Here is a 26,048-nt window from a genome sequence, read left to right on the forward strand (position 1 = left end):
CGACGAGAACTTCACACCTGTCTTCCAGGAAACAAAGCCGAAACTCCATCTCCGAAAACCAGTGTAACTTCTCTTGATAAACGTGACCGCCAAAGTCTCTTTCAAAGGATCCAATCTCTCAGATCCCGCAAGCTCCGCCGCCCACGTTTCTCTTTCTTCCAATCTTCAATTGTCAAATAACCGACGACACATGCCGTCACCAAAACCCGCTCCAAACCTAAGCCCGAAGCAACAAACCAGCATCAGCCAATCCGCTTGAGTTTCTTAAGAGCGAGAGACTTCGTCGCCAGCAGCGCCGCCGCCCTCGTTCAGTGAGTGGGCTTATAGAACCAACCCCTTTTCCAAGTCAACACACCAAACAAAAGTTTTTTGACATTTTTGTAACGGGTTGAAACAGAAGGGCTTTTAGCTCCAATCTCCAGAAACGAGCAAATCCACCGTCCGATCGGGCGGTTTTGAGATTCGTTTTTGCCGAATCCTCAAGGAAAGGCTTCGGCAGGGGAGACAAGACCTATATGGGGACCCTGACGCGAAATTCCAGGGTGCTTGCCTATAAAGCGTCACCCTCGGTAATTTGGCAGCGGTAAACAACCCGGCGGAGTGAAGAATGCTTGTCCTCGATGAAGAACGAACGCGCGCGGCCCTGCCCTGGCCGGAACTGATCGAGGCGATCGCCCGGATGTTCCAGAGCGACTGCGTGATGCCGGTGCGCCATCACCATGACATGGCTGTACCGAACGAGGAGAACGCGACATTGCTGGTGATGCCCGCTTGGGTTCCGGGGCGTTATGCCGGGGTGAAGACCGTCTCGGTCTTTCCCGGCAATATGCGGCGGGGACTGCCGACGATCTTCGGGACCTATCTTCTTTCCTCCGGCACCACCGGCGAGATGCTGGCGGTCATCGACGGCGGCGAGCTCACTGCACGGCGCACGGCGGCCGCATCGGCGCTGGCAGCCCGTTATCTTGCCCGCTCCGACGCACAGGAGATGCTCGTCTGCGGAACCGGCCGGCTGTCGCTCAATCTTATGCTCGCTCACGGCACGACCCGACCGCTCAGGAAATTCCGGGTCTGGGGCCGAAACGGACAGGCTGCCGAGAAGATCGCAGCCGAAGCACGGGCGCTCGGCCTGGATGCCGAGGCGGTTGCGAACGCCGAGGCCGCGGCGCGAACGGCCGATATCATCTCCTGCGCGACGCTTTCCAGCGAGCCGCTGATATCAGGCGAATGGCTGAAACCAGGCGCCCATCTCGATCTTGTCGGCGCCTTCAAGCCGGGCATGCGCGAAAGCGACGACGAGGCCATCCGTCGCGCCAGCGTCTATGTCGATACCCGTGCCGGCGCGATCAGCGAGGCAGGCGACATCGTCCAGCCGCTGAAAAGCGGCGTGCTCAAGGAGATCGATATCAAAGCCGAGCTTGCGGAACTCGTAAGCGGCGCCCACGGCGGGCGCAGCGATGACGCCGAGATCACGCTGTTCAAATCCGTTGGCGCGGCGCTGGAAGATCTCGCCGGGGCGATTCTCGCCTATGAAACGGTGACGGGCCGACAGTGACAAGCCGTAGGTCCCTGCCGGAACTTCCGGTTTCGCATGTCCTGCCGGCCATCGGCGTCGCCTTGGCCGAGCAGAAACGCGCGGTGCTTTCCGCGCCGCCGGGAGCCGGCAAGACGACACTTGTGCCGCTTTACCTGCTTGAGCAAGCCTGGCGCGGCGACGGCAAGATCATCCTGCTGGAGCCGCGGCGGCTGGCGGCGCGGGCGGCGGCAAGCCGGCTGGCGTCGCTGCTCGGAGAACAGGTCGGTGGCACGGTCGGCTACCGCATGCGCCTCGACAACAGGATTTCGGCAGCAACCCGGATCGAGGTGGTGACGGAAGGGGTTTTTGCCCGAATGGTCCTCGACGATCCGGAGCTCGCCGGAATCTCGGTCGTGATCTTCGACGAATTCCACGAGCGTTCGCTCGACGCCGATTTCGGGCTGGCGCTGGCGCTCGACGTGCAATCGGCGCTGCGCGAGGATCTACGTATCCTCGTCATGTCGGCTACGCTCGACGTCGAACGTGTGGCCGCCCTGCTTAAGTATCCGCCTGTCATCGAAAGCCTGGGGCGCAGCTTTCCCATCGATATCCGTTACCAGGACCGGCCGGGCGGCGAGCGCATCGAAGATGTTGTAACGCGCGCGATTATGGAGGCGCATGCCAACGAAACCGGCTCAATCCTCGTCTTCCTGCCCGGCCAGGCGGAAATCACCCGGACGGCGGAGCGGCTGCAGGGACGATTCGGACCCGAAACGCTGATTGCGCCGCTTTACGGCAACCTCGGGCAGAAGGATCAGGATGCCGCAATCCGACCGGCACCCACCGGCATGCGCAAGATCGTACTCGCGACATCGATTGCGGAGACGTCGATCACCATCGACGGCGTGAGGATCGTGATCGACAGCGGATTGCAGCGCCTGCCGGTGTTCGAGGCATCGACCGGCATCACGCGGCTCGAGACGGTGCGCGCGTCGCGGGCTTCAGCCGATCAGCGGGCTGGCCGCGCCGGGCGAACGGAACCTGGTATTGCTCTCAGGCTGTGGCACCAGGGACAGACGGCGGCACTGCCGGCCTTCACGCCGCCGCAGATCCTGTCCAGCGATCTTTCCGGGCTGGTGCTCGATCTCGCCCACTGGGGCGTCCAGGATCCCAGCTCCCTGGCCTTTGTCGATCAGCCGCCGGAAACGACGCTCAAGGAAGCGCGGATGCTGCTTGGTCAGCTCGGCGCGCTCGACAAGGATGGTGCGCTGACGGCGCGCGGCAAGGTGATGCGCGATCTCGCCCTGCCGCCACGGCTTGCCGCGATGGTCGTCTCGGCGGGCGAATCCGGGCATGCACGCGATGCGGCATCGATCGCCGTGCTCCTGACCGAACAGGGGCTTGGCGGAACGAACCTCGACATCGAGGAGCGGCTGAGACGCTTCAAGGCGGAGCGCGGCGAAAGAGCCGACGCGGCACGGCGGCTGGCGGCGCGGCTAGCGAGCGGGCTGGACAGAGCTGCCGCAACGGCGCCGGCGCTTGCGGGCCAGCTTCTGCTGCACGCTTTCCCGGATCGGATCGCGCTTCAGCGGGGCGGGCGAGGCCGATTCTTGTTGGCCAACGGGCGGGGAGCCGAGCTGTCGGACACCGAGAGGCTCGCCGGCAGCCAGATGCTCGTGATCGCCGATCTCACCGGCCGCGCGGCGCAGGCGCGGATCCTGGCGGCAGTCGAAGTGACGCGCGGCGATATCGAAGCCGAATTGCCCGGCGAAATCAGAACCGACGACCAGATATTCTTCGACCGGCAGAGCCGGCAGGTGCGGGCGCGGCGGGCAACCCGGCTCGGCGCAATCGTCTTCGACGAGACGCCCCTGCCGCGCCCCTCCGGGGCGGCCGTCACCCGGGCGCTAATGGAAGGCGTGCGCGAAATCGGGCTAGATCAACTTGCCTTTTCGAAGGAGGCCATCCAGCTGCGTGAGCGGATCGGGTTCCTTCACAGAACGATCGGCGACCCCTGGCCAGACGTCAGCGATGCGGCTTTGCTTTCCCGACTAGAGGAATGGTTCGCGCCTTTTCAGGACGGTGCCCGAAGCCTCTCGGAGGTTTCCGCGGCCGGGCTTTCGAATGGGCTGATGTCGCTGGTGCCCTATGAGCTGCAGCGCGAGCTTAGCCGGCTTGCCCCGACGCATTTCGAGGCACCGACCGGCCAAAGACATCCGATCCAATATGAGGGCGAGGAGCCGGCGCTGACGATCCGCGTGCAGGAACTGTTCGGGTTGAAGCAACATCCGGCGATCGCCGGAGGCCGCCTGCCGCTGCTTTTGGAGCTGACGTCGCCGGCGCATCGCCCCATCCAGACGACACGCGACCTGCCGGGGTTCTGGGCCGGCTCCTGGAAGGACGTACGCGCCGAGATGCGCGGGCGCTATCCCCGCCATCCCTGGCCGGAGCGGCCGGAAGAGGCGCTGCCGACGACACGGGCAAAACCACGTGGTACATGAGAGCCATCAAGGAGCCCCGGCATGATCGAAAAGCCCGGCATGATCGACAAGACGGAAAGCCATACGCTGGAAGACCGGCACAGCAGCCGCAGACTGCGCCTGCAGACGCTGGTGCGGCTGCGCTGGCTTGCCGTCGGCGGTCAGGCAGCAACGGTGTTCATCGTGGCCTTCTGGCTGAAATTTCCCTTGCCGCTGATCGCCAGCGCTTCGCTGATCGCCGCTCTTGCCTGGGTCAATTTTTATCTGACGATCCGCTATCCCTCGACGCATCGGCTGGGGCCGCCTGCCGCCTTCGCGCTGCTCGGCTTCGATCTGCTGCAACTCTGCGCGCTGCTCTTCATCACCGGCGGTCTTGCCAATCCTTTCGCCGCACTTGTCTGCGTGCCCGTCATCATCTCTTTTGCCTCGCAGCCGGTCCGCTACAGCACCGCACTGATCGGCTTTGCGATGGTCTGCGTGACGGTGCTTGCCTTTTCGCCCTTTCCGCTGCCCTGGTTCGACGGGGTTGAGATCAATGTCCACAATGTCATGCAGTTCGGCGTCTGGTGCTCGATCGCCTCGACGATGGCGTTTGCCGCATTTTACGCCTATCGCGTCTCGATGGAGGCGAGCCAGCTTGCCGACGCGCTGGCTGCAACCGAACTGGTGCTGCAGCGGGAAAAGCATCTTTCGCAGCTCGACGGCTTGGCTGCGGCCGCTGCCCATGAGCTCGGCACGCCGCTTGCCACGATCAGCGTCGTCGCCAAGGAAATGGAGCGCGAGCTCAAGGACGATGATCGCTTCCGCGAAGATGTCATGCTGCTGCGCAGCCAGAGCGAGCGCTGTCGTGACATTCTGCGGCGGCTGACGACGCTCTCTTCCGAAGGCGAGGCGCATATGCGCCGGTTGCCGCTTTCCTCGATGATCGAAGAGGTCGTCGCACCGCACCGGGAATTCGGCATCGCGCTCGAGCTGATCGAAAAGAGCCCGCGCAAGGGCGAGCCTGTCACCGACCGGAATGCTGGCATCATGTACGGGCTCGGCAATCTCATCGAAAATGCCGTCGACTATGCCAGAGAGAAGGTGACCGTCACGGTCGAGCACGATCACGACAAAGTGCTGATCGTCATCGAGGACGACGGGAACGGTTATTCGCCTGACATACTGACGCGAATTGGCGAGCCCTATGTCACCAAGAGGCAGAAGGAAGATACGGCCGGCGGCCTCGGGCTCGGGCTTTTCATCGCCAAGACGCTGCTGGAGCGCTCGGGCGCATCGCTGATTTTCGAGAACCGGGAGCCGGAAAGAGCCGGCGCACGCATCCGCATCGAATGGCCGCGGATGCTGATCGACGCAAATTCGACAAAATGAGTTTATGGGCATAAGTAGAACGAAAAACGGTTGGCCAAGATCGCGCGTTCAACCGGCAGGACCCGAGACGATGACAGAACAGAATCATGGAAATTTCGCCGCGTCGGATGAAGACCATATCGGGCCCGACGCCAGCTTGCTGATCGTCGACGACGACGGGCCGTTCCTGCGCCGTCTCGCACGGGCGATGGAGACGCGCGGCTTCCACGTGGAGACGGCCGAATCGGTGGCGGAGGGTGTTGCGAAGTCAAAAGGGAGACCGCCGAAATATGCTGTGGTCGACCTTCGCCTCGGCGACGGCAATGGGCTCGACGTCATCGAAGCTATCCGCCAGCGGCGCGACGACACGCGGATCATCGTGCTGACCGGCTACGGCAATATCGCCACGGCGGTGACGGCCGTTAAACTCGGAGCCGTCGATTATCTCGCCAAGCCCGCCGATGCCGACGACGTCTTTTCAGCCCTGACGCAACGGCCGGGTGAAAAAGCCGAGCTTCCCGAGAACCCCATGTCGGCCGATCGGGTGCGCTGGGAACACATCCAGCGGGTCTATGAAATGTGCGAGCGTAATGTGTCGGAAACGGCGCGCCGGCTCAACATGCACCGGCGTACGCTGCAGCGCATTCTTGCCAAACGCGCGCCGAAATAGACCAAACGTCCGTCACACATCATCGACGGTGAACGGTTTTCCGTTTGCCCATTCGGCCATCATCAGCCTCTGCGCGGCGGCGCGCGAGAAACTGAGCGTGACTGATTTGCGCGTGGCAGGCGCCATGCGATGCTCCGGCGCCTCGCGGATCATATGGGCGCCATAGCCGTCCGAGAGGAAGAGCCCGCATTCCTCGGGAAAGATGTCGAGCGGCACATCCTGATGAGTCGCAAAGAACAAGCGGTCGCAGTGCAGCCTGTATTCCGGCCATTTGCGATCCACCCGGAAATCCTCGATCGACGTCTTGATTTCGATAATCCAGACTTCGCCCTTTTCCGAGAGCGTGATCAGATCGGCCCGGCGGCCGCTGGCGAGCGGCAGTTCGGGCAGCACGGCATGGCGCATTTCATGCAGCAATATCTGCGTCCCGCGCCGCACCATCATGGCCCTGTCCGATTGCCGGCCGTCGATTAACGGATTGTTATTGTAAACGCTCAAAATCGTCATGGATAACCGTCGCAGACCCAGGCGTGTTGTTGCAAAAAAACCATGCGCTTTTAATTTGCGCGACAGACGGATTCCTCGCGCTGCAGCGGTCTTGCAAAGCGCAAGTTAATCGAAAATAAACCATAATCAACGATGGTCGAAAGACCTTCTCCTTGCCCAAAACTTCAAGAGTCATTCATGCGCATCCGCAATGCATTCCCTGTATTTGGCCTGCTGACGACGCTCGCTCTGGCCGGTTGCTCCACGACCTCAGACAGCGCCTCCGCCGACACCAAGGGCGCGGGCCCGACAGTCCAGACGGCCCAGATCTTCAATGACGCCTATGGCCTGACGAAGGATGCCGGATACTCCCTGCCGGCGATCCCGATCGACAGGGTCAAGCCGCAATTCCGCCGCCAGGTCGTCAGCTACGAGACCACCGAGCGGCCCGGAACGATCGTCGTCAACACGCGCGAGCGCTTCCTCTACTACATCCTGCCGAACGGCAAAGCGATGCGTTACGGCATCGGCGTGGGCAAACAGGGTTTCGCATGGGCCGGTACCGCCTACGTCGCCTGGAAACAGGAATGGCCGACCTGGCACCCGCCGAAGGAAATGGCCGTTCGCCGGCCCGACGTCGCCAAATATGTCGAAGACGGCATGGGCCCGGGTCTCAGCAATCCGCTCGGCGCACGCGCCATGTATCTCTTCAACGAGGACGGCAAGGACACGCTCTTCCGCCTGCATGGCACGCCGGAATGGGCTTCGATCGGCACCGCCGCTTCCTCCGGCTGCATTCGCCTGATGAACCAGGACGTCATCGACCTGTATAGCCGCGTCCGTCCCGGCAAGGCGACCTCCAAGGTCGTCGTCATTCAGTAAAACTAGATAGCGAATTCGGTATAAAAAAGGCCGCCGGACTGTCGTCTCGGCGGCCTTTTCATATTCCCCTTTACGCCGGGTGTTTCGCCTTGAGCTCGAGGCGACGGCGATGAAGCACCGGTTCGGTGTAACCATTGGGCTGTTCCCTGCCCTTGAGGACGAGATCGAGAGCCGCCTGGAAGGCAATCGAACCGTCGAAATTGCCGGCCATCGGCTGATAAGCGGGGTCCGACGCGTTCTGCCGGTCGACGACAGAGGCCATGCGCTTCATCGTTTCGACGATCTGAGCTTCGGTGACGACCTTGTGATACAGCCAATTCGCCATGTGCTGGGCCGAAATGCGCAATGTCGCGCGATCCTCCATCAGGCCAACATTGTTGATATCAGGCACCTTCGAGCAACCGACACCCTGATCGACCCAGCGCACGACATAACCGAGGATACCCTGGGCGTTGTTGTCGAGTTCTCGCTGGATTTCCTCCGGCGTCCAGTTCGGCCGCACCGCAACCGGCACCGAGAGAATATCTGACAGCTTGGCGCGGGCCCGGTCCTTCAGCCCCTGCTGGACTTTGGCGACGTTGACGCGGTGATAATGGGTGGCGTGCAGGGTCGCCGCCGTCGGCGACGGCACCCAGGCGGTGTTGGCACCGGATTTCGGATGGGCGATCTTCTGTTCCAGCATCGCGGCCATCAGATCCGGCATCGCCCACATGCCCTTGCCGATCTGGGCATGGCCGGAGAGGCCGCATTCGAGGCCGATATCGACGTTCCAGTTCTCATAGGCCGAAATCCAGGCCGCCTGGCGCATATCGCCCTTGCGAATCATTGGTCCGGCTTCCATCGAGGTGTGGATCTCGTCGCCGGTACGGTCGAGGAAGCCGGTATTGATGAAGACGACGCGTTCGCGGGCAGCGCGGATGCATTCCTTGAGGTTGACCGTCGTGCGGCGCTCCTCATCCATGATGCCCATCTTGATAGTGTTGCGCGTCATGCCGAGCGCATCTTCCACCCTGGAGAAAATCTCGACGGCGAAGGCAACTTCTTCAGGCCCATGCATCTTCGGCTTGACCACATACATAGAGCCGGTGCGGGAATTTTTCTTCCGGCCGGCAGGACCGATATCGTAAAGCGCGATGAGGCCGGTAATGACGGCATCCATGATGCCTTCAGGCACTTCGTTGCCGTCCTTGTCGAGTATCGCCGGATTGGTCATGAGGTGGCCGACATTGCGCACCAGCATCAGCGAGCGGCGATGCACCTCGAACGAAGCGCCATCCGGGCCGATGTAGTTCAGATCCGGGTTGAGCTTGCGGATGAAGCGGGTTTCGCCCTTTGCCACCTCTTCCTGAAGATCGCCCGTCATCAGGCCGAGCCAGTTGCGATAGACGACGACCTTGTCCTCGGCATCGACGGCGGCAATCGAATCCTCGCAGTCCATGATCGTGGTGATCGCGGATTCCAGCCAGACGTCGGAAATATGCGCCGGATCGGACTTGCCGATCGCCGTTGCCGGGTCGATGACGATGTCGATATGAATGCCGTTGTTCTTCAGGAGAATGTGGCTCGGCGCCGCGGCATCACCGCGATAGCCGGCAAAATGCCGGCCATCGCTGAGCATTGCCTGCTCGCCGTCGACCGATCTGATGACAAGCGTTCCGTCCTTGACGGTAAAGCTGCCGACATCCTTCCAGCTGCTGTCCTGCAGCGGCGTCGCCGTATCGAGGAAATCACGCACCCAGGCGATGACCTTTTCGCCGCGCTTCGGATTGTAACCCTTGCCCTTCTCGGCGCCCTCGCTCTCGGGGATGGCGTCGGTGCCATAGAGCGCATCATAGAGCGAACCCCAGCGGGCATTGGCGGCGTTCAGAGCGTAGCGGGCATTCATCACCGGAACGACGAGCTGCGGACCGGCGATCGAGGCGATCTCCGGGTCGACGTTTTCGGTCGAGACCTGGAAATCCGAACCTTCCGGCAGGAGGTAACCGATGCCGCGCAGAAAGGACTGATAGTCGTCCATATCCGACGGGGCGCCATGCTGACGGTACCAACCGTCGATCTTCGTCTGCAGTTCGTCGCGTTTCGCCAGCAGCGCCCGGTTGCGCGGGGCGAGATCGTGGACGATCGCCGAAAAATCGGCAAAGAACCTGTCCGCATCGATCGCCAGGCCCGGCAAAACTTCCTGGGAAAGGAAATCATGAAGGACGGTTTCGATGGCAAGACCGTGCTTATCAATGCGGCTCATGCGATATCTCCCTGGCAATGCCTTTGCATGCTGCCACTTTGCCCGGCTTTCACTTACAGTCAATTCCGTAATAATTCGAAAGATTTATGCCGGTTGGGAAATTATGCGCGGTGTCACGCGCATCGGAAGGCCATTCTGCGGCTGCGTCGTCAGCTTCTGCACCGGCCAGGGTTTGGTGGTTTCCGTCTGGTCGAAACGGAAGCGGCGCATCATGACCGCCAATGCGATCACCGCCTCCTGCAGCGCGAAGGTCGCGCCGATGCAGACGCGCGGACCGGCGCCGAACGGCAGAAACTGGAAGCGGCCGATGTTGCCGCGGTTTTCCGGAAGGAACCGTTCGGGCATGTAGGCGCGCGGCTTTTCCCAATAGAGTTCGTGGCGATGCAGCGTCCACGGCATGATGAGCACGGTGATGTCGGCCGGGATCTCGATCCTTTCGCCCTTGGCATTCGTCCAGAAGTCATCGGCGATCGCGGCGCGATTGATCGAAGGTGCGGGCGGATACAGCCTCAGCGCTTCTTCAAAGGCCGCCCGCGTGACCGGCATCAGATCCAGCCATTCCACAGGCTCGGCGCCGGTTGCCAGGACGGCGTCGATCTCCGTCTCCATCGCCTCACGGATATGCGGGCTGTTCGCGACACAATAAAGCGTCCAGGCGAGCGCGCGCGCCGTGGTCTCATGGCCTGCACCGATGAAGGTCAGGATATTATCCTCGATCTCCTCCTTGGTCAGGCCGTCGGGGCCTGCCTGTTCGAGGAGCAGCGTCAGAAAATCGTCCGGTGCCGCGGCGCGATCGGACTTCATCTTTGCAAGCCGCATATCCATGGTGTCACGCACGATCGCCCTGAATTTCTCCAGCACCTTCTGGCCGCCGATGCGAGTCAGGCGCGGCACCCAGGAGGGCGCGCGCAGCAGGTCCATCGGGTCGACGCGGCCCATGCGGTGGAGGAGCTGGTTGACGTCGTCGGAGAAATGACCGCTCGATGAGACGATTTCGCCGGAGAAGAGCGTATCGGCAAGAATCGCGAAGGTCAGATCGGTCATGTCGGTGGCGATATCGAAGACCTGGCCGGCCGCATCGGCGCCCTCATATTTGCGGATAAAATCTTCGGATTGCCGCAGCATCTGGCCGGCAAAGCCTTTGGCGTGGCGCGGCGTGAAGACAGGCGCGACCGCCTTTCGCGACCGCTTCCAGACCGGGCCTTCGGCCGTCAGCAGACCGTCGCGCAGGATGGGCCGCAGCACCAGCTGGCGAATGTCGGACATGCGGTAATTGCCGGCATTATCGACCAGCACGTGCTTGATCAGGCCGGGATCGTTGACGATCAGCGTGTGTTGCCCAAAGAAGCTCGTCTTGATCCAGGGCAGCGTGTAGGACGGCTCGCCCCAGAGTTCGAGCGGGTTGCGCAGGATGATACGGATGATATCAAGCCGGCTCGGCGGCACGGTGCGCGGCAGCGGTGCCGGCGGAACGAAGGGATCCGGACGCATGTCCATCGTCAAAGCCTTTCGGGGAAGAGCGACGCCTTCCCGGCAAGCTTGAAGCTAGAGCAGGTCCTTGAGTTCGTCCAGCTTGTCGTTGATCAGCCAGCCGTAATAATTCTCCTCGGGCCAGACGGTCGCGCCTGAAGATCGGTTTTTCGCAGCAAGGGCTGCGGCACGCTGGCGCGAATTGCCGACATTGTAAAGCGTCGCCGTCAGGCCGGGATTGCCTGATATGTCCATGCCGGCAATCTCCTTGTAATCGTCGATCGATCTGCGGATCGAGGCGGCGACGAAGGCGAGCGAGATGTCGGGATCCATGATGGCCCTGTAGACGGCGCCGGCATTCTTCTCGTTCAGCTTCGGATAACCGGAGACCCGGCTCACCAGATCGGAGAGCATCAGCGCCGTCAGCGGATTGACCTGGCCGAGGCCGAAGGTCTGGCCGGCATAGAAGGGCTGGAAAAAGACAGCGCTGAAACGGTTGTTGGGGAAGCTCTCGCCGCCGACCGTCTTGCCGCGGAAGTCGCTTTCCCAGACATCTTCACGGCAAGACCAGAGCGTGTAGGAATCACTCTTGCCCTTGCACCCGGCAAATTGCGGCCGCGCCACGAAATCGTCGATGCCTTCGCCGTCATAGGCGAAGCGGAAGCTCTCACCGGCATAGGAGGCGGCCTTGACATAATAGGCCTGCAGCCGGTCGTAGGCATCGACATTATAGGTATGTTCGCCGACGATCGCACCGATAACATGGATGGGATTGATGCCGTAAGCGCTGGAGACCTTGCGGATCTTGGCCATCAGCTCGCGATCGGTCGCCAGAAGCTCGTGCACCTTCTCGTATTTCAGATCGAAGCTGCTTTTCGTGCCCTTGGTGCGGCGGACGGATGCGCCCGGAATATCGGGCTGCTCGGCATGGCGATTGCCCGCCGGCACCGCCTGCATTGCGAAGGCCGGCGCCGAGTTCGCCAGGGCCACGGCAATCAATAGGCTTGTCAAAAGGCGTCGCACGATCCGCTATCCCGTCCGTTCATCGTCCTGTTCGCGAAGCGGCTGACTGGACCAGAATCTTGGCCGAATAAAGCCGGAGCGGAAAACAAAACGGGCCTTCACTAGAAAGGAAAAGGCCCGCTGTCGAGAGTGGAATTCGTCACAAGTCGGCATTACAGCGGTTAAGCCATGAACCGGTGCGCCGATATCACAGAATGAAGCGTGACAAATCCGTATTCTGCGCGAGATCGCCGACATGTTCGCGCACATAGGCTGCGTCGATGGTGACGGCTGCCCCGGCCCGATCGGGCGCATTGTAGGAAATATCGTCCAACACCCGCTCCATCACCGTCTGCAGGCGGCGGGCGCCGATATTCTCGACCGAGGAGTTCAAATGTACGGCGACGTCGGCGAGCGCGTCGATCGCGTCCTCGGTGAAATCGAGGCTCAGGCTTTCGGTTTCCATCAGCGCCCGATACTGGCGGATGAGGCTTGCTTCGGTTTCCGTCAGGATCCGGCGGAAATCCTCCTTATTCAACGCACGCAGCTCGACACGGATCGGCAGGCGGCCCTGCAGTTCGGGGAGAAGATCGGAGGGTTTGGAGACATGGAAGGCGCCCGACGCGATGAAGAGGATATGGTCGGTCTTCACAGGCCCGTATTTGGTCGAGACCGTCGTACCCTCGACGAGCGGCAGCAGGTCGCGCTGGACACCTTCACGCGAAACGCCGGCGCCCATGCCGCCGTCGCGGGCGGCGATCTTGTCGATTTCGTCAAGGAAGACAATCCCGTCATTTTCGGTGGAGCGAACGGCTTCGCGCTGGATCACCTCGTTGTCGATCAGCTTGTCGGATTCGTCGCGGATCAGATCGGTATAGGAGGCCTTGACCGTCGTGCGGACCTTCTTGGTGCGTCCGCCCATTGCCTTGCCGAACATTTCCGACAGGTTGAGTACGCCGATATTGGCACCCGGCATGCCGGGTATTTCGAAGCCTCCCATGCCGGAACCGGCATCGGCCACCTCGATATCGATTTCCTTGTCGTCGAGTTCACCGTCCCTGAGCTTTTTGCGGAAACTTTCGCGGGTGGCCGGCGAAGCGGTGGTGCCGACCAGCGCATCGAGGACACGCTCCTCGGCGCTCACATGCGCCTTGGCTTGCACCTCGGCCCGCTTCTTCTCGCGCACCAGGCCGATGCCGACCTCGACCAGATCGCGGATGATCTGTTCGACATCCCGGCCGACATAACCGACCTCGGTGAACTTGGTCGCTTCGACCTTGATGAAGGGCGCGCCGGCAAGTTTTGCCAGACGGCGGGAGATCTCCGTCTTGCCGACGCCGGTCGGGCCGATCATCAGGATGTTCTTCGGCATGACTTCGTCGCGCAGGCTCGGGTCGAGCTGCTGGCGACGCCAGCGATTGCGCAGTGCAATTGCGACGGCGCGTTTGGCGTCATGCTGGCCGATGATATAGCGATCGAGTTCGGAAACGATCTCGCGGGGGGAAAAGGTCGTCATTACGTATCATTCTCCTGACGGTCCGGAGCCATCGGCGCCCGGCCGCAATTCATCGTTGTCGCGCCGCGGCAGGTCAGCCGGAAGGCCCGGGATTCAGCTTTCGACATCCAGCAATTCCACCACGATATTGTGGTTGGTGTAGACGCAGATCTCAGCGGCGATATCGAGGGCGCGCCGGGCGATCTCTTCGGCCGATTTGTCGGTATCCATCAGTGCACGGGCGGCGGCGAAGGCAAAATTGCCGCCGGAACCGATCGCCGTCGTGCCGTGTTCCGGCTCCAGAACATCGCCGTTGCCGGTGATTGCCAGTGTGATCGACTTGTCGGCGACGAGCATCATGGCTTCGAGATTACGCAGGTATTTGTCGGTGCGCCAGTCCTTGGCAAGCTCGACGGCGGCGCGCATCAGCTGCCCGGGATATTGTTCCAGCTTCTTTTCAAGCCGTTCGAGCAGGGTGAAGGCGTCAGCCGTGGCGCCGGCGAAACCGGCGATGACCTCGCCCTTGCCGATGCGCCGCACCTTGCGGGCATTGCCCTTCATGACGGTCTGGCCGAGGCTCACCTGGCCATCACCCGCCATCACCACCTTGCCGCCTTTTCGAACTGTAATGATTGTTGTCATAAAACACCTGTCTGCCCATGACGCGGGCCTTTACATAAAACCGCATACCGTCCTTGTTGAACCCTATGTAAGCAGGCCGGGGCCGATTGCAAATGGGCGGGCTTTTCTCCTGCCCGGCTTCTGGATATTTGCCGATACGCCTGATAAGGAACGGCCTTATTCCGATGGAGGGCCAGATGGCCGAGACCGCAGCAAGCCGTACGGGCAGCGTTTCCCGCAAGACCAACGAGACGTCGATTTCCGTTTCCGTCAATCTCGACGGCACCGGCAAATCGAAGATCTCGACCGGCGTCGGCTTCTTCGACCATATGCTCGACCAGCTTTCGCGGCATTCGCTCATCGACATGGAAATCGAGGCGAAGGGCGACCTGCAGATCGACGACCATCATACGGTCGAGGATACAGGCATTGCGATCGGCCAGGCGATCTCGCAAGCGCTCGGCGACCGGCGCGGCATCACGCGCTACGCTTCCATCGATCTCGCGATGGACGAGACGATGACCAAGGCTGCGGTCGATCTTTCCGGCCGGCCGTTCCTCGTCTGGAATGTCGCGTTCAGCGCGCCGAAGATCGGCACTTTCGACACCGAGCTGGTGCGCGAATTCTTCCAGGCGCTCGCCCAGAATGCCGGCATCACCTTGCATATTCTCAACCACTATGGCGCCAACAATCACCATATTGCCGAGACATGCTTCAAGGCCGTTGCCCGTGCACTGCGTACGGCGACAGAGATCGATCCGAGACAGGCGGGCCGTGTTCCCTCGACGAAGGGCACGCTCGTCTGAGCCCCTCAAGGGAGCGGCGAGAATGACATCAAGCTATATTTTTCTAACGCCGCCCGGCAGCGCAGACACTCGCCTCGACGAGACGCGAACGATCCGCGACGGCTTCACGTGGCTCGGCTTCCTTTTTCCATGGGCATGGCTGCTGGTGCACCGGCTCTGGCTCTATGCAATCGCAGCCTTCCTCCTGCAGGCGGTTGGCGGTGGGCTGATGGATCAACCCGGTCTCTGGCCGGCGGGGATGGCGATGACACTGGGCGTGAATCTGCTGGTCGGCCTGGAGGGCCAGAATTTGCGCCTCCGCAACCTCGCCGCCAAAGGCTGGACGGAAGACCAGCTTGTTGCAGCCGATACGCTCGGCATTGCCGAGGATGTCTATTTCGCTGGCAAGGCAGGCATTGCGGAGAACGTCGACGCCGCAGCACCGGACTGGCAGAACAAGGCTGGCCCGGGCGGCCGGCACGGCCATGCCACCTCGCTTGGACTTTTCGGTTTTGATGGAGGACGCTGATGATGCGCGTCGCGATTATCGATTACGGTTCCGGCAACCTGCGCTCGGCGACCAAGGCTTTCGAACGGGCCGCCCGCGAGGCGGGCATCGATGCGCATATCGATCTCACCGACAAGGCGGAGAATGTCGCCGCCGCCGACCGCATCGTGCTTCCGGGCGTCGGTGCCTACGCCGATTGCCGGCGCGGCCTCGATGCGGTGCCTGAGATGGCCGAGGTGCTGATCGAGACTGTCGAGAAGAAGGCACGGCCGTTCCTCGGCATCTGCGTCGGCATGCAGCTGATGTCGTCGCGCGGCCTTGAGAAGACCGTCACGCACGGCTTCGGCTGGATCCCCGGCGACGTCATTGAGATGACACCCGACGATCCTGCCTTGAAGATTCCGCAGATCGGCTGGAACACGCTCGACCTGAGGCGTGAACATCCGCTGTTCGAAGGTATTCCAACCGGATCCGAGGGACTGCACGCCTATTTCGTGCATTCCTACCATCTTGCAGCGGAAAATGCCGCGGATGTCATTGCGACGGTCGATTATGGCGGGCGGATGACGGCGCTCGTCGGGCGCGACAACATGGTGGGTGCTCAGTTTCACCCGGAAAAGAGCCAGAAGCTCGGCCTGGCGCTGATCGCCAATTTCCTACGCTGGAATCCGTAATAGCTCCGCCTTATTTCCTCTTTATGGAAAGGGCGGAACAGGAGTGTGCTCGATGCCAGCTTCGCGGAAATCAGGCAAGGTGTTCTATATGCTGCGGTCCTCCCGAGAGGGTCTGCCTCCCTTCTCGGACATCCGCCTTCCCGACGGGACGATCATTCGCCGTGTCGACGAAACCGTCCATCAGAGAGCGCTTGCAAATGCAGCCAAGGCATTGAAAGAAAGGCTGGACCGATGATCCACGACTTCCTTGCCGGCAACGAGAATTCGCAACTGCGCGCCAATGGGATCAACGCCGGCGACATGACAGAAGCCGTGCTGGAATTCTATATCGAAGGCGAAGACGATCTGATCGGCCTGCTTGCCTACGCCCTTTACGAACGACAGAAGCGCGATTTCGTCGTCAGCTATCGCAAGCGGAACGCCGGCCGTTCGCCGAACGAGGCCGAGCTTGCCGCCGTTTCCAGCAACTATCTCTCCAGCGATCTGCGCAACACGCTGCGCGATCGCGCCTCACAGATTCTTTCGATCTATGCCGAGACCTATGTCGAGGCGATGGAGCCGGATATCCGGCTCGCCGCCGTCAACAGTGACGCCGTGCGGCGGGCGCAAGAGATCGAGAAATCCGTAAGGAAGCGCCTCGGTTTCTGGCGGCAGGTGCGCGCCGACTTCACCGTCACGCTGCTGCTTCTCCTGCTTTTGAGCGCCGCCACCATTGCCGCTGTCATTTTCCGCTCGGATATCGTAGATGCGTGGAATGCGCTGATGACAGCGATCACTCTACGGACGTAAGGCGACATGATTCTTTTTCCCGCGATCGATCTGAAGGGCGGCCAATGCGTCCGCCTCAAGCTCGGCGACATGCAGCAGGCGACGGTCTACAACACCGATCCGGCCGCCCAGGCGAAATCCTTCGAAGACCAGGGTTTCGAATGGCTGCACGTAGTCGATCTCGATGGCGCTTTCGCGGGACATTCAGCCAATGGCGACGCCGTCGAGGCGATCCTGAAGACGACCAAAAACCCCGTGCAGCTCGGCGGCGGCATCCGCACACTTGATCACATCGAGGCCTGGTTGTCGCGGGGGCTGCGGCGGGTCATTCTCGGCACCGTCGCGGTCAGAAATCCCGATCTGGTCATCGAGGCCTGCCGGAAATTCCCCGGCCGCGTCGCCGTCGGCATCGATGCCAAGAGCGGCAAGGTGGCTGTCGAGGGTTGGGCGGAGGCTTCCGAACTCGGCATCGTCGAGCTCGCCAGGAAATTCGAGGGCGCCGGCGTTAGCGCGATCATCTACACCGATATCGACCGCGACGGCATCCTGACCGGCATCAACTGGAGCTCGACGTTGGAACTTGCCGACGCCGTCTCCATTCCGGTCGTCGCCTCTGGCGGCCTTGCCTCGATCGAAGACATCAAGCGCATGCTGCAGCCGGATGCGCACAAGCTGGAAGGGGCGATTTCCGGCCGGGCGCTTTACGACGGCCGCATCGATCCGGCGGAAGCACTGGCGCTGATCAAGGCCAGCAGGCCCAAGGAGACAGCGTAAATGACCCTCAAGGCCCGTGTCATCCCCTGCCTCGACGTCAAGGACGGCCGCGTCGTCAAGGGCGTCAATTTCCTCAATCTCGTCGATGCCGGCGATCCCGTCGAAGCGGCGAAGGCCTATGACGCGGCCGGTGCCGACGAGCTCTGCTTCCTCGACATCACCGCCTCCTCGGATAATCGAGAAACGATCTTCGACGTCGTGTCGCGCACCGCCGATCAGTGCTTCATGCCGCTGACCGTCGGCGGCGGGGTCAGAACCATCGCCGACATCCGCAAGCTGCTGCTGTGCGGCGCCGACAAGGTCTCGATCAATTCCGCAGCCGTCAGCAATCCCGATTTCGTCGCCGAGGCGGCCGACAAGTTCGGCGACCAGTGCATCGTCGTCTCGATCGATGCCAAGCGCCGGCGCACGCAGGCGGTCGGCGGCGACAATCTCAGCGCCTGGGAAATCTATACGCATGGCGGCCGAAACGCGACCGGCATCGATGCCGTCGAATTCGCTCAGAAGATGGTGGCGCGCGGTGCCGGCGAGCTGCTGGTCACCTCGATGGACCGCGACGGCACCAAGGTCGGCTACGATCTGGAACTGACACGGACGATCGCCGATGCGGTGCGTGTGCCGGTCATTGCGTCCGGCGGCGTTGGCGACCTGGACGATCTCGTCGCCGGGGTGAAGGAGGGCCATGCCAATGCCGTGCTCGCCGCCTCGATCTTCCACTTCGGCACCTATTCCGTCGGCGAGGCGAAGCACTATATGTCGAAGTGCGGCATCGCCATGCGTCTCGACTGAACCCGGAGAGCGGACAATGAGCGGATTTTCCCTTTCCGACCTCGAACGCATCGTCGAAGAGCGATCGAAAGCCTCACCGGAGCAATCCTGGACCGCCAAGCTCGTGGCCGCCGGCCAGCCGAAAGCGGCGAAGAAGCTCGGTGAGGAGGCAATCGAAGCGGTGATGGCGGCGGTGACCGGCGACCGCGACAATCTGACCTACGAGGCCGCCGATGTGCTCTATCACCTATTGGTCGTATTGAAGATTGCTGAAATACCGTTAGAGGATGTCATGGCCGAACTCGAGCGCAGAACCGCGCAGTCCGGTCTCAAGGAAAAGGCCAGCCGGCAGAGTTCATGAGTATCGCGACTGAGATTATCGGGGTGCCGGAGATATTGGATCACTTCCAGTCTGAATCCTATTCGCCCTACCACTTCTTCTCTTCCGAACAATGGGCGAAATTTCGAGCGGACACGCCGCTGACGCTGACCGGAGACGAGGTCAAGCGGCTGCGTTCGATGGGCGATCCGATCGATCTCGACGAGGTCCGGCGCATCTACCTCTCGCTGTCGCGCCTGCTATCGTCGCATGTCGAATCCTCGCAGATGCTGTTCGACCAGCGCAACCGCTTCCTCAGCATGTCGGATGTGACGAAAACGCCTTTCGTCATTGGCATTGCCGGCTCGGTCGCTGTGGGAAAATCGACCACAGCCCGCATCCTGAAGGAGCTCCTGGGCCGCTGGCCTTCCAGCCCGAAGGTCGATCTCATCACTACGGATGGCTTCCTCCACCCCAACGCGGTGCTGCAGCGGGAAAAGTTGATGCAGCGCAAGGGTTTCCCGGAAAGCTACGATACCGGCGCGATCCTGCGCTTTCTCTCGGCGATCAAGGCCGGGCGCCCTGATGTGAAGGCGCCGTGTTATTCGCATCTCGTCTATGACGTGCTGCCGGACGAATACAAGATCGTCGACCGGCCCGACATTCTGATCTTCGAAGGCATCAACGTGCTGCAATCGCGCGACCTGCCGGCCGACGGCAAGATCGTGCCGATGGTATCCGACTTCTTCGACTTCTCGATCTACATCGATGCCGCAGAAGACCAGATCCACAACTGGTATGTGACGCGCTTCATGCGGCTGCGGGAAACCGCCTTCCGCGATCCCAACTCTTATTTCCATCGCTACGCCTCGATCACCGATGCGGAAGCGCTCGAAATCGCCGAAGATCTCTGGACGAACATCAACCTGAAAAACCTGCGGCAAAACATCCTGCCGACCCGGCCGCGCGCCGATCTCATCCTGAAAAAGGGTAAGGATCACCTGATCGAACAGGTCGCACTCAGAAAACTATAGCAGGCGATCAATTTTCACGGATGAACGCGGCGCAGCGTCAGATTGATGCGGCCGCCGTTCTTCAACAGCGTCGATGTCGCGGGGTAGATGCGGTCGACGCCATGGTAACAAAGCCTCCCCTCGCCGCCCAGCACGATCAGATCGCCGCTCGCAAGCTTGAAAGATAGCGTGCGATCATTGCGGTTGAGACCGCCGATGCGGAAGAGACAGCTGTTACCGAGAGAGATCGACACGACAGGCGGCTGCAGATCCTGCTCGTCCTTGTCCTGATGCAGGCCCATGCGGGCCTCGTCTGAATAGAAATTGACGAGGCATGCTTCCGGCGGCTTTTCATAACCGGAAACACCATTCCAGATATCGAGCAAGGGCTGCGGCATGGCCGGCCAGGGCCTGCCGGTGGCCGGATGGGTCGGCTGGTAGCGATAGCCGCGCTCCTTGTCCGTCACCCAGCCGAGCGGCCCGCAATTGGTCATGCGCACCGACATCGGCTTGCCGGTGCCGGGCATAACGGGGACGAAAAGCGGCGCTTCGGCGACGACGGCACGGATCACTTCGATCAAGTCTTCCTGGCGCATCCTGTCCAGATATCCCGGCAGATGGCGGATGCCGTTCAGGAGGCTGGGCATGTCATTCCCCGCCGCCGGGTCTGCCGCGCATTTTCTTGACTTCGGAACGGCCCGACTTTTCCTTCAGGCGGCGCTCGACCGATCCCTTGGTCGGTTTGGTCTTCTTGCGCGGCGGCGGCGGTGGCTTGGCCGCCTCCAATATCAGTTCCTTCAGCCGATCGCGCGCGTCCTCGCGATTTCGATCTTGGCTGCGAAAGCGGCTCGCCTCGATCATCAGCACGCCGTCCTTCGACATACGCCGGCCGGCGAGCTTGATCGCGTTGGCCTTGACGCGATCATTGAGCGATGGCGAACTCGGAATGTTGAAGAACAGCTGGACGGCGGTCGAGACCTTGTTGACGTTCTGGCCGCCGGGACCGCCCGCCAGAACGAACTGTTCCGTCAGCTCCCATCCGGCGATGGTGATCCTGTCATCGATATAGAGCGCGTCGCTGGCCATGCGGCGTTCTATCTCATATCGCTGACCAATTGAAAATATCGGCGGTCAACGAGAAAACCCGGCAATCCTGCGATGCCGGGTTTCACGTGAATCAGAAGTCTGCCTGTTATTCGGCTGCGACCTTCACGCCAGGAGCCGCGTCGCGAACGCCGCCATCGACGTGATTTTCGAACTTGGCGAAGTTGGCGATGAACATCGAGACGAGCTTTTCGGCCTGCGCGTCATAGGCTGCCTTGTCGGTCCAGGTCGAGCGCGGATCGAGAATGCCACCATCGACACCGTCGACGGAGATCGGCACGGCAAAACCGAAATTCGGATCCGCGCGGAATTCGACCTGCCCGAGTTTGCCGCTCAGAGCGGCGGCCAGAAGGGCGCGCGTCGCCTTGATCGGCATGCGCTTGCCGGTGCCGTAGGCGCCGCCGGTCCAGCCGGTGTTGACAAGCCAGCACTCGACGCCGTGACGGCTAATCAGCTCCTTGAGCAGATTTCCGTATTCGGCCGGGTGGCGCGGCATGAAAGGTGCGCCGAAGCAGGTGGAGAAGGTCGCTTCCGGCTCGACGACGCCCTTTTCGGTACCGGCCACCTTGGCGGTGTAACCGGAGAGGAAGTGATACATCGCCTGATCGGGCGTCAGGCGCGCGATCGGCGGCATGACGCCGAAAGCGTCGGCAGTCAGCATGATGATTGTCTTCGGATGCCCGGCCCGGCCGGTTTCCGAAGCATTCGGGATGAAATGCATCGGATAGGCGCAGCGGGTGTTTTCGGTCAGCGACCCGTCGTCGAAATCGGGCTCGCGGCCTTCGTTGAGCACGACGTTTTCGAGCACGGTGCCGAAGCGCTGCGTCGTCGCATAAATTTCCGGCTCGGCTTCCGCCGAGAGGCGGATGGTCTTGGCGTAGCAGCCGCCCTCGAAATTGAAGATGCCGTTTTCGCTCCAGCCGTGTTCGTCGTCACCGATCAGGGTGCGGGCCGGATCGGCCGAAAGCGTCGTCTTGCCCGTGCCAGAAAGGCCGAAGAAGACCGCCGCGTCACCGTCGGGGCCGACATTGGCCGAGCAGTGCATCGGCATGACGCCCTTGGCCGGCAGCAGGTAGTTGAGCACCGTGAACACCGATTTCTTCATTTCGCCGGCATAGGAGGTGCCGCCGATGAGCACGAGACCATTGGTGAGATCGCAGGCGATCACCGTTTCCGAACGGCAGCCGTGACGAGCCGGATCGGCTTTGAAGCTCGGCAGATCGATGATCGTCAGCTTCGGCACGAAGGTCGGCAACGCCGCAGCCTCTGGGCGGATCAGCAGATTGCGGATGAACAGCGAATGCCAGGCGTATTCGGTAACGACGCGGGTCGGCAGGGCATGGCCCTCCTCGGCGCCGCCGACGAGATCCTGGATGAAAAGCTCCTTGCCCGCGGCATGGGCCAGCATGTCGGCGCGCAGCAGGGCAAAATGCTCCGGCGAGAGCGGCTTATTGTTGTCCCACCAGATCTGACCATCGGTATTGGCGTCGCGAACGACGAATTTGTCGCGCGGCGAACGGCCGGTGTGCTGGCCGGTAATGGCCCGGAGCGCGCCCTGGGCGGTCAGTTCGGCTTCACCCCGGCGGATCGCTTCTTCATAGAGCGCTGCGGCGGAAAAGTTATAGCGAACGCTGGCTGCGCCGCTCAATCCAACCGTTTCCAGCTCTATTGCCGGGTTATGAACTCCGAACTTTTCCATGGCTAGTTCCCTTCGCTCAGGCTCGTTGCCGTTAAACTGAAGGTGAAAATACGGGGAGAAATTTTAAAACACAAGAGACTAAAATTGAGAAAAGGTAGTAATATCAAATAATTAATCGATTTAAATTTGCCGCGTCCTTTTTAAATCGTTTTAAGGGACCGCGTTGAAACATTTTGCCGCACCACTTCAGATTGCCGGTAAATTTTAGAACAATCCTCCCCTTTATCTTTGCCACAATTTGTTCCACCTTTATCCTCCATAAGCGCATCCGGTCGCTGAGACCGCCTGGGGACAAACAAATCCGGGAGATTGCGCACTGATGACGGAGACCAACACAATGCCGACAATCGCGCTCGTTGATGACGACCGCAACATCCTCACCTCGGTGTCGATCGCACTGGAGGCCGAAGGATATAAGGTCGAGACCTATACGGACGGTGCCTCGGCGCTCGACGGCCTTCTGGCGCGACCGCCGCAGCTGGCGATCTTCGATATCAAGATGCCGCGCATGGACGGCATGGAGCTGCTGCGCCGCCTGCGGCAGAAGTCGGATATCCCGGTTATTTTCCTCACCTCCAAGGACGAGGAGATCGACGAACTCTTCGGCCTGAAAATGGGCGCGGACGATTTCATCACCAAACCTTTCTCGCAGCGCCTGCTGGTGGAGCGCGTCCGCGCCGTTCTGCGTCGCGCCTCGAGCCGTGAAGCCGCGGCCGCCGGCGGCACGAGCCCCAGCGGTACGCCGAAAGCCGGCGCGGTGCAGCAGGCCCGCTCGCTGGAGCGCGGACAGCTGGTCATGGACCAGGAGCGCCATACCTGCACCTGGAAGGGCGAGGCCGTGACGCTGACTGTGACCGAGTTCCTGATCCTGCATTCGCTGGCGCAGCGCCCCGGCGTCGTGAAAAGCCGCGACGCGCTGATGGATGCAGCCTATGATGAACAGGTCTATGTCGACGACCGGACCATCGACAGCCACATCAAGCGGCTGCGCAAGAAATTCAAGATGGTCGATACCGACTTTGATATGATTGAAACGCTCTACGGAGTGGGATACCGCTTTCGCGAAGCAGCCTGAGCCCGAACGGCGCAGCGCGAGCAATTGTTGAGGGTTGCGGGCCGGTCCCATCCGGCCCGACCCTTCGAAAGGGCCTGTCATTGGCACAGTTGGTGCAGGAAAGGGATCTGGACGATGCGGAGGGCGTGAGCACCCGTCGCGTCCGAGGCCGCCGTTGGTCGCATCCCTTTACACTGATCCGCCGCATCTTCGGCAATGCGGTGTTTTCCAGCCTGACGCGGCGCATCCTGTTCTTCAATCTCGTCGCGCTGGTGGTGCTCGTTGGCGGCATTCTCTACCTCAACCAGTTTCGCGAAGGCTTGATCGACGCCCGCGCCGAAAGCCTGTTGACGCAGGGTGAAATCATTGCCGGCGCCGTTTCGGCCTCCGCGTCCGTCGATACGAACTCGATCACCATCGATCCGCAGAAGCTGCTCGAGCTGCAGGCCGGCCAGAGCATCACCCCGGTGCCGAACGACGAGGACCTGGAATTTCCGATCGATCCGGAGAAGGTCGCCCCGGTCCTGCGCCGGCTGATCTCGCCGACCCGCACACGCGCGCGCATCTTTGATGCCGACGCCAATCTGCTGCTCGATTCCCGTCACCTCTATTCGCGCGGCCAAGTGCTGCGCTTCGACCTGCCGCCGGTCGAAGAAGAGAAGCAGACCTGGAGCGATTGGTTCGCGACGCTGTTCAACAAGGCACTGCAGCCCGGCAACCTGCCGCTCTACAAGGAAGCGCCGGGCGGCGACGGCTCGATCTATCCCGAAGTGATGAATGCGCTGACCGGCGTGCGCGGCGCAGTCGTGCGCACCACCGAGAAGGGCGAGCTCATCGTTTCCGTCGCCGTGCCGATCCAGCGATTCCGCGCCGTGCTCGGCGTGCTGCTGTTGTCGACGCAGGCGGGCGACATCGATAATATCGTTCATGCCGAACGGCTTGCGATCATGCGGGTCTTCGGCGTGGCGACGCTCGTCAACGTGCTGCTTTCCCTGGTGCTGTCGTCGACCATCGCCAATCCGCTGCGCCGTCTTTCGGCAGCGGCGATCCGCGTGCGCCGTGGCGCCAAGACGCGCGAACAGATCCCCGACTTCTCGGCCCGCCAGGATGAAATCGGCAATCTTTCCATTGCATTGCGCGAGATGACAACGGCCCTCTATGACCGCATCGATGCGATCGAGAGCTTCGCGGCCGATGTCAGCCACGAACTCAAGAACCCGCTTACCTCGCTGCGCAGCGCCGTCGAAACGCTGCCGCTCGCCAAATCCGAGGATTCCAAAAAACGGCTCCTGGATGTCATCCAGCACGATGTGCGCCGCCTGGACCGCCTGATCAGCGATATATCGGACGCCTCGCGCCTCGATGCCGAACTCGCACGCGTCGACGCCGGCTCGGTCGACATGGAAGTGCTGCTGCGCGACCTGATCGACGTGTCCCGCCAGATCAGGGGCAGCAAGAAGCAGGTGGAAATCGAATACACGATCGAACGCAAACCGAACATCAAGACGCGTTTCGTCGTCAACGGCCACGATCTGCGCATCGGCCAGATCGTCACGAACCTGATCGAGAACGCCCGCTCCTTCGTGCCCGAGAAGGGCGGCAAGATCACCGTGCGGCTGGTGCGCACACGCTCGCGCTGCGTCACAACCATCGAAGACAACGGCCCCGGCATCCAGGCGGAAAATATCGACCGCATCTTCGAGCGTTTCTATACGGACCGGCCGGAATCGGAAGGTTTTGGCCAGAATTCCGGCCTCGGCCTTTCGATCAGCCGTCAGATCGCCGAAGCCCACGGCGGTTCGCTGAGGGCGGAGAACATCACCGATGGCGAGAACGGACGCGTGCTCGGCGCGCGCTTCATCCTTGCCCTGCCGCTTGATGCCGCCGCATGACGGCGCCGGCCCCCAACATCCATGCGACGGCGATCGTCGTCGGCAGGACGGGGCTCCTGTTCAGCGGGCCCTCCGGCTGGGGAAAGTCGATGCTGGCCTTCACCTGCATGACCGAGGCCCGCCGGCTGGGTCTTTTTACGGCGCTGGTCGCTGACGACCAGGTCCTCCTGTCGGAAGAAGCCGGCTCGGTGATTGCCGCATGCCCGCCATCGATCGCCGGGCTGATCGAGCTTCGCGGCACCGGCATCGTCCAGCAGGATCACGTGCCGCAGGCAATCATGCATTATGCCGTGCTTCCCGGCAGCGCTTCCGGTGAAAACCGCGTCCCTGCCGAGGGCGAAATCGTCAGTCTCGCCCCGGGCTTTTCGCTTCCCGCATTGCGGCTGCTCACAAATGTTGCCTCACCGCTCGCGATCCTGATGGCAAAAGCGCCTGATATCGGCTGCTGAAGGCTTCCGGATTGATCAATCCGCCTT

The 26,048-nt window shown here is 61.6% G+C and carries 26 protein-coding genes; 17 read left to right on the plus strand and 9 right to left on the minus strand.

The features are described 5' to 3' along the window. Positions 1 to 607: 607 nt before the first annotated feature. The 4 genes from lhpI (at position 608) to GA0061105_RS26875 (ending at position 6,016) form a co-directional block, all read left to right on the plus strand. Positions 608 to 1,555, plus strand: coding sequence for a bifunctional Delta(1)-pyrroline-2-carboxylate/Delta(1)-piperideine-2-carboxylate reductase (lhpI, locus tag GA0061105_RS26860; RefSeq protein ID WP_064696345.1), 948 nt, complete (start codon positions 608 to 610; stop codon positions 1,553 to 1,555). Next, positions 1,552 to 4,017: an ATP-dependent helicase HrpB gene (gene hrpB, locus GA0061105_RS26865; protein ID WP_092753900.1), complete on the plus strand. Its 2,466-nt coding sequence runs from the start codon at positions 1,552 to 1,554 to the stop codon at positions 4,015 to 4,017. Before lhpI ends, hrpB begins: the two co-directional genes overlap by 4 nt. Positions 4,018 to 4,038: 21 nt before the next feature. Then, on the plus strand, positions 4,039 to 5,367 hold the full coding sequence (locus tag GA0061105_RS26870; protein WP_208601707.1) for an ActS/PrrB/RegB family redox-sensitive histidine kinase: 1,329 nt from the start codon (positions 4,039 to 4,041) through the stop codon (positions 5,365 to 5,367). 70 nt (positions 5,368 to 5,437) lie between these two features. Continuing rightward, entirely contained in the window at positions 5,438 to 6,016 is a 579-nt protein-coding gene (locus GA0061105_RS26875) for an ActR/PrrA/RegA family redox response regulator transcription factor (protein WP_092753902.1), read from the plus strand. Between the two features lie 12 nt (positions 6,017 to 6,028). On the opposite strand, the gene GA0061105_RS26880 is transcribed toward GA0061105_RS26875, so the two are convergent. Beyond that, positions 6,029 to 6,523, minus strand: a complete 495-nt coding sequence (locus tag GA0061105_RS26880) for an MmcB family DNA repair protein (RefSeq protein ID WP_092753904.1) — start codon at positions 6,521 to 6,523, stop codon at positions 6,029 to 6,031. A gap of 177 nt (positions 6,524 to 6,700) precedes the next feature. Here GA0061105_RS26880 and GA0061105_RS26885 point away from each other — a divergent pair, with 177 nt between their 5' ends. After that, positions 6,701 to 7,384, plus strand: a complete 684-nt coding sequence (locus GA0061105_RS26885; RefSeq protein WP_092753906.1) for a L,D-transpeptidase — start codon at positions 6,701 to 6,703, stop codon at positions 7,382 to 7,384. Positions 7,385 to 7,454: 70 nt separating this feature from the next. On the opposite strand, the gene GA0061105_RS26890 is transcribed toward GA0061105_RS26885, so the two are convergent. The 5 genes from GA0061105_RS26890 to hslV all read right to left on the minus strand — a co-directional run bounded on the left by GA0061105_RS26890 (position 7,455) and on the right by hslV (position 14,235). Next, positions 7,455 to 9,626, minus strand: a complete 2,172-nt coding sequence (locus GA0061105_RS26890) for a malate synthase G (protein ID WP_092753908.1) — start codon at positions 9,624 to 9,626, stop codon at positions 7,455 to 7,457. Positions 9,627 to 9,710: 84 nt separating this feature from the next. Next, complete coding sequence (locus GA0061105_RS26895) at positions 9,711 to 11,123, minus strand: cytochrome P450 (RefSeq protein ID WP_092753910.1); 1,413 nt, start codon at positions 11,121 to 11,123, stop codon at positions 9,711 to 9,713. Positions 11,124 to 11,171: 48 nt separating this feature from the next. Next, positions 11,172 to 12,119, minus strand: a complete 948-nt coding sequence (locus tag GA0061105_RS26900; protein ID WP_092753912.1) for a DUF1402 family protein — start codon at positions 12,117 to 12,119, stop codon at positions 11,172 to 11,174. Positions 12,120 to 12,306: 187 nt separating this feature from the next. Continuing rightward, positions 12,307 to 13,614, minus strand: coding sequence for an ATP-dependent protease ATPase subunit HslU (gene hslU, locus GA0061105_RS26905; RefSeq protein WP_064696353.1), 1,308 nt, complete (start codon positions 13,612 to 13,614; stop codon positions 12,307 to 12,309). 93 nt (positions 13,615 to 13,707) lie between these two features. After that, the gene (gene hslV, locus GA0061105_RS26910; protein WP_064696354.1) at positions 13,708 to 14,235 is read right to left on the minus strand and encodes an ATP-dependent protease subunit HslV; all 528 of its coding nucleotides are present in this window, start codon (positions 14,233 to 14,235) and stop codon (positions 13,708 to 13,710) included. 176 nt (positions 14,236 to 14,411) lie between these two features. Between hslV and hisB the strand changes: the two genes are divergently transcribed. Genes hisB through coaA form a run of 9 tightly spaced genes read left to right on the plus strand, consistent with a single transcriptional unit; the run spans position 14,412 to position 19,844 of the window. Then, a complete protein-coding gene (gene hisB, locus GA0061105_RS26915) occupies positions 14,412 to 15,020 on the plus strand; it encodes an imidazoleglycerol-phosphate dehydratase HisB (protein ID WP_092753914.1) in 609 nt (202 codons plus the stop codon). 22 nt (positions 15,021 to 15,042) lie between these two features. After that, positions 15,043 to 15,528 (plus strand): DUF2628 domain-containing protein, encoded by a 486-nt coding sequence (locus tag GA0061105_RS26920; protein ID WP_092753915.1) that lies wholly within the window; start codon positions 15,043 to 15,045, stop codon positions 15,526 to 15,528. 2 nt (positions 15,529 to 15,530) lie between these two features. Further along, positions 15,531 to 16,181, plus strand: coding sequence for an imidazole glycerol phosphate synthase subunit HisH (gene hisH / locus GA0061105_RS26925; RefSeq protein WP_092753982.1), 651 nt, complete (start codon positions 15,531 to 15,533; stop codon positions 16,179 to 16,181). A 52-nt stretch (positions 16,182 to 16,233) separates the two neighbouring features. Next, entirely contained in the window at positions 16,234 to 16,416 is a 183-nt protein-coding gene (locus GA0061105_RS26930) for a hypothetical protein (protein WP_064696357.1), read from the plus strand. Then, complete coding sequence (locus GA0061105_RS26935) at positions 16,413 to 16,970, plus strand: hypothetical protein (protein ID WP_092753917.1); 558 nt, start codon at positions 16,413 to 16,415, stop codon at positions 16,968 to 16,970. The genes GA0061105_RS26930 and GA0061105_RS26935 overlap by 4 nt, the downstream gene beginning before the upstream one ends. A gap of 6 nt (positions 16,971 to 16,976) precedes the next feature. Beyond that, entirely contained in the window at positions 16,977 to 17,723 is a 747-nt protein-coding gene (hisA, locus tag GA0061105_RS26940) for a 1-(5-phosphoribosyl)-5-[(5-phosphoribosylamino)methylideneamino]imidazole-4-carboxamide isomerase (RefSeq protein ID WP_092753919.1), read from the plus strand. Further along, positions 17,724 to 18,512: an imidazole glycerol phosphate synthase subunit HisF gene (gene hisF, locus GA0061105_RS26945; protein ID WP_092753921.1), complete on the plus strand. Its 789-nt coding sequence runs from the start codon at positions 17,724 to 17,726 to the stop codon at positions 18,510 to 18,512. A 16-nt stretch (positions 18,513 to 18,528) separates the two neighbouring features. Continuing rightward, complete coding sequence (locus GA0061105_RS26950) at positions 18,529 to 18,852, plus strand: phosphoribosyl-ATP diphosphatase (protein WP_092753923.1); 324 nt, start codon at positions 18,529 to 18,531, stop codon at positions 18,850 to 18,852. Further along, entirely contained in the window at positions 18,849 to 19,844 is a 996-nt protein-coding gene (coaA, locus tag GA0061105_RS26955; RefSeq protein ID WP_064696362.1) for a type I pantothenate kinase, read from the plus strand. Before GA0061105_RS26950 ends, coaA begins: the two co-directional genes overlap by 4 nt. Before the next feature lie 14 nt (positions 19,845 to 19,858). Here coaA and GA0061105_RS26960 read toward each other — a convergent pair whose 3' ends face one another. The 3 genes from GA0061105_RS26960 to GA0061105_RS26970 all read right to left on the minus strand — a co-directional run bounded on the left by GA0061105_RS26960 (position 19,859) and on the right by GA0061105_RS26970 (position 22,626). Next, a complete protein-coding gene (locus GA0061105_RS26960) occupies positions 19,859 to 20,470 on the minus strand; it encodes an alpha-ketoglutarate-dependent dioxygenase AlkB family protein (protein WP_092753925.1) in 612 nt (203 codons plus the stop codon). Position 20,471: 1 nt separating this feature from the next. Further along, on the minus strand, positions 20,472 to 20,909 hold the full coding sequence (arfB, locus tag GA0061105_RS26965) for an alternative ribosome rescue aminoacyl-tRNA hydrolase ArfB (protein WP_092753927.1): 438 nt from the start codon (positions 20,907 to 20,909) through the stop codon (positions 20,472 to 20,474). 106 nt (positions 20,910 to 21,015) lie between these two features. Further along, positions 21,016 to 22,626: a phosphoenolpyruvate carboxykinase gene (locus tag GA0061105_RS26970; protein ID WP_092753929.1), complete on the minus strand. Its 1,611-nt coding sequence runs from the start codon at positions 22,624 to 22,626 to the stop codon at positions 21,016 to 21,018. Between the two features lie 337 nt (positions 22,627 to 22,963). Here GA0061105_RS26970 and GA0061105_RS26975 point away from each other — a divergent pair, with 337 nt between their 5' ends. The 3 genes from GA0061105_RS26975 to GA0061105_RS26985 all read left to right on the plus strand — a co-directional run bounded on the left by GA0061105_RS26975 (position 22,964) and on the right by GA0061105_RS26985 (position 26,021). Beyond that, entirely contained in the window at positions 22,964 to 23,701 is a 738-nt protein-coding gene (locus GA0061105_RS26975; RefSeq protein WP_190233656.1) for a response regulator transcription factor, read from the plus strand. Between the two features lie 80 nt (positions 23,702 to 23,781). After that, on the plus strand, positions 23,782 to 25,572 hold the full coding sequence (locus GA0061105_RS26980) for a sensor histidine kinase (protein WP_064696366.1): 1,791 nt from the start codon (positions 23,782 to 23,784) through the stop codon (positions 25,570 to 25,572). Then, positions 25,569 to 26,021 carry an HPr kinase/phosphorylase gene (locus GA0061105_RS26985; RefSeq protein WP_092753931.1) on the plus strand — a complete coding sequence of 151 codons (453 nt, stop codon included), beginning with the start codon at positions 25,569 to 25,571 and terminating at the stop codon, positions 26,019 to 26,021. The genes GA0061105_RS26980 and GA0061105_RS26985 overlap by 4 nt, the downstream gene beginning before the upstream one ends. The last annotated feature ends 27 nt before the right edge of the window (positions 26,022 to 26,048 follow it).

Origin of the sequence: Rhizobium aethiopicum (assembly GCF_900094625.1) — a bacterium.
GTDB lineage: Bacteria > Pseudomonadota > Alphaproteobacteria > Rhizobiales > Rhizobiaceae > Rhizobium > Rhizobium aethiopicum.

Coding starts and splice junctions, on each gene's coding strand:
- lhpI (WP_064696345.1), top strand. CDS start 608: ATGCTTGTCCTCGATGAAGAACGAACGCGCGCGGCCCTGCCCTGGCCG.
- GA0061105_RS26870 (WP_208601707.1), top strand. CDS start 4,039: ATGATCGAAAAGCCCGGCATGATCGACAAGACGGAAAGCCATACGCTG.
- GA0061105_RS26875 (WP_092753902.1), top strand. CDS start 5,438: ATGACAGAACAGAATCATGGAAATTTCGCCGCGTCGGATGAAGACCAT.
- GA0061105_RS26880 (WP_092753904.1), bottom strand. CDS start 6,523: ATGACGATTTTGAGCGTTTACAATAACAATCCGTTAATCGACGGCCGG.
- GA0061105_RS26885 (WP_092753906.1), top strand. CDS start 6,701: ATGCGCATCCGCAATGCATTCCCTGTATTTGGCCTGCTGACGACGCTC.
- GA0061105_RS26890 (WP_092753908.1), bottom strand. CDS start 9,626: ATGAGCCGCATTGATAAGCACGGTCTTGCCATCGAAACCGTCCTTCAT.
- GA0061105_RS26895 (WP_092753910.1), bottom strand. CDS start 11,123: ATGGACATGCGTCCGGATCCCTTCGTTCCGCCGGCACCGCTGCCGCGC.
- hslU (WP_064696353.1), bottom strand. CDS start 13,614: ATGACGACCTTTTCCCCCCGCGAGATCGTTTCCGAACTCGATCGCTAT.
- hslV (WP_064696354.1), bottom strand. CDS start 14,235: ATGACAACAATCATTACAGTTCGAAAAGGCGGCAAGGTGGTGATGGCG.
- hisB (WP_092753914.1), top strand. CDS start 14,412: ATGGCCGAGACCGCAGCAAGCCGTACGGGCAGCGTTTCCCGCAAGACC.
- GA0061105_RS26920 (WP_092753915.1), top strand. CDS start 15,043: ATGACATCAAGCTATATTTTTCTAACGCCGCCCGGCAGCGCAGACACT.
- hisH (WP_092753982.1), top strand. CDS start 15,531: ATGCGCGTCGCGATTATCGATTACGGTTCCGGCAACCTGCGCTCGGCG.
- GA0061105_RS26930 (WP_064696357.1), top strand. CDS start 16,234: ATGCCAGCTTCGCGGAAATCAGGCAAGGTGTTCTATATGCTGCGGTCC.
- GA0061105_RS26935 (WP_092753917.1), top strand. CDS start 16,413: ATGATCCACGACTTCCTTGCCGGCAACGAGAATTCGCAACTGCGCGCC.
- hisA (WP_092753919.1), top strand. CDS start 16,977: ATGATTCTTTTTCCCGCGATCGATCTGAAGGGCGGCCAATGCGTCCGC.
- hisF (WP_092753921.1), top strand. CDS start 17,724: ATGACCCTCAAGGCCCGTGTCATCCCCTGCCTCGACGTCAAGGACGGC.
- GA0061105_RS26950 (WP_092753923.1), top strand. CDS start 18,529: ATGAGCGGATTTTCCCTTTCCGACCTCGAACGCATCGTCGAAGAGCGA.
- coaA (WP_064696362.1), top strand. CDS start 18,849: ATGAGTATCGCGACTGAGATTATCGGGGTGCCGGAGATATTGGATCAC.
- GA0061105_RS26960 (WP_092753925.1), bottom strand. CDS start 20,470: ATGCCCAGCCTCCTGAACGGCATCCGCCATCTGCCGGGATATCTGGAC.
- arfB (WP_092753927.1), bottom strand. CDS start 20,909: ATGGCCAGCGACGCGCTCTATATCGATGACAGGATCACCATCGCCGGA.
- GA0061105_RS26970 (WP_092753929.1), bottom strand. CDS start 22,626: ATGGAAAAGTTCGGAGTTCATAACCCGGCAATAGAGCTGGAAACGGTT.
- GA0061105_RS26975 (WP_190233656.1), top strand. CDS start 22,964: ATGCCGACAATCGCGCTCGTTGATGACGACCGCAACATCCTCACCTCG.
- GA0061105_RS26985 (WP_092753931.1), top strand. CDS start 25,569: ATGACGGCGCCGGCCCCCAACATCCATGCGACGGCGATCGTCGTCGGC.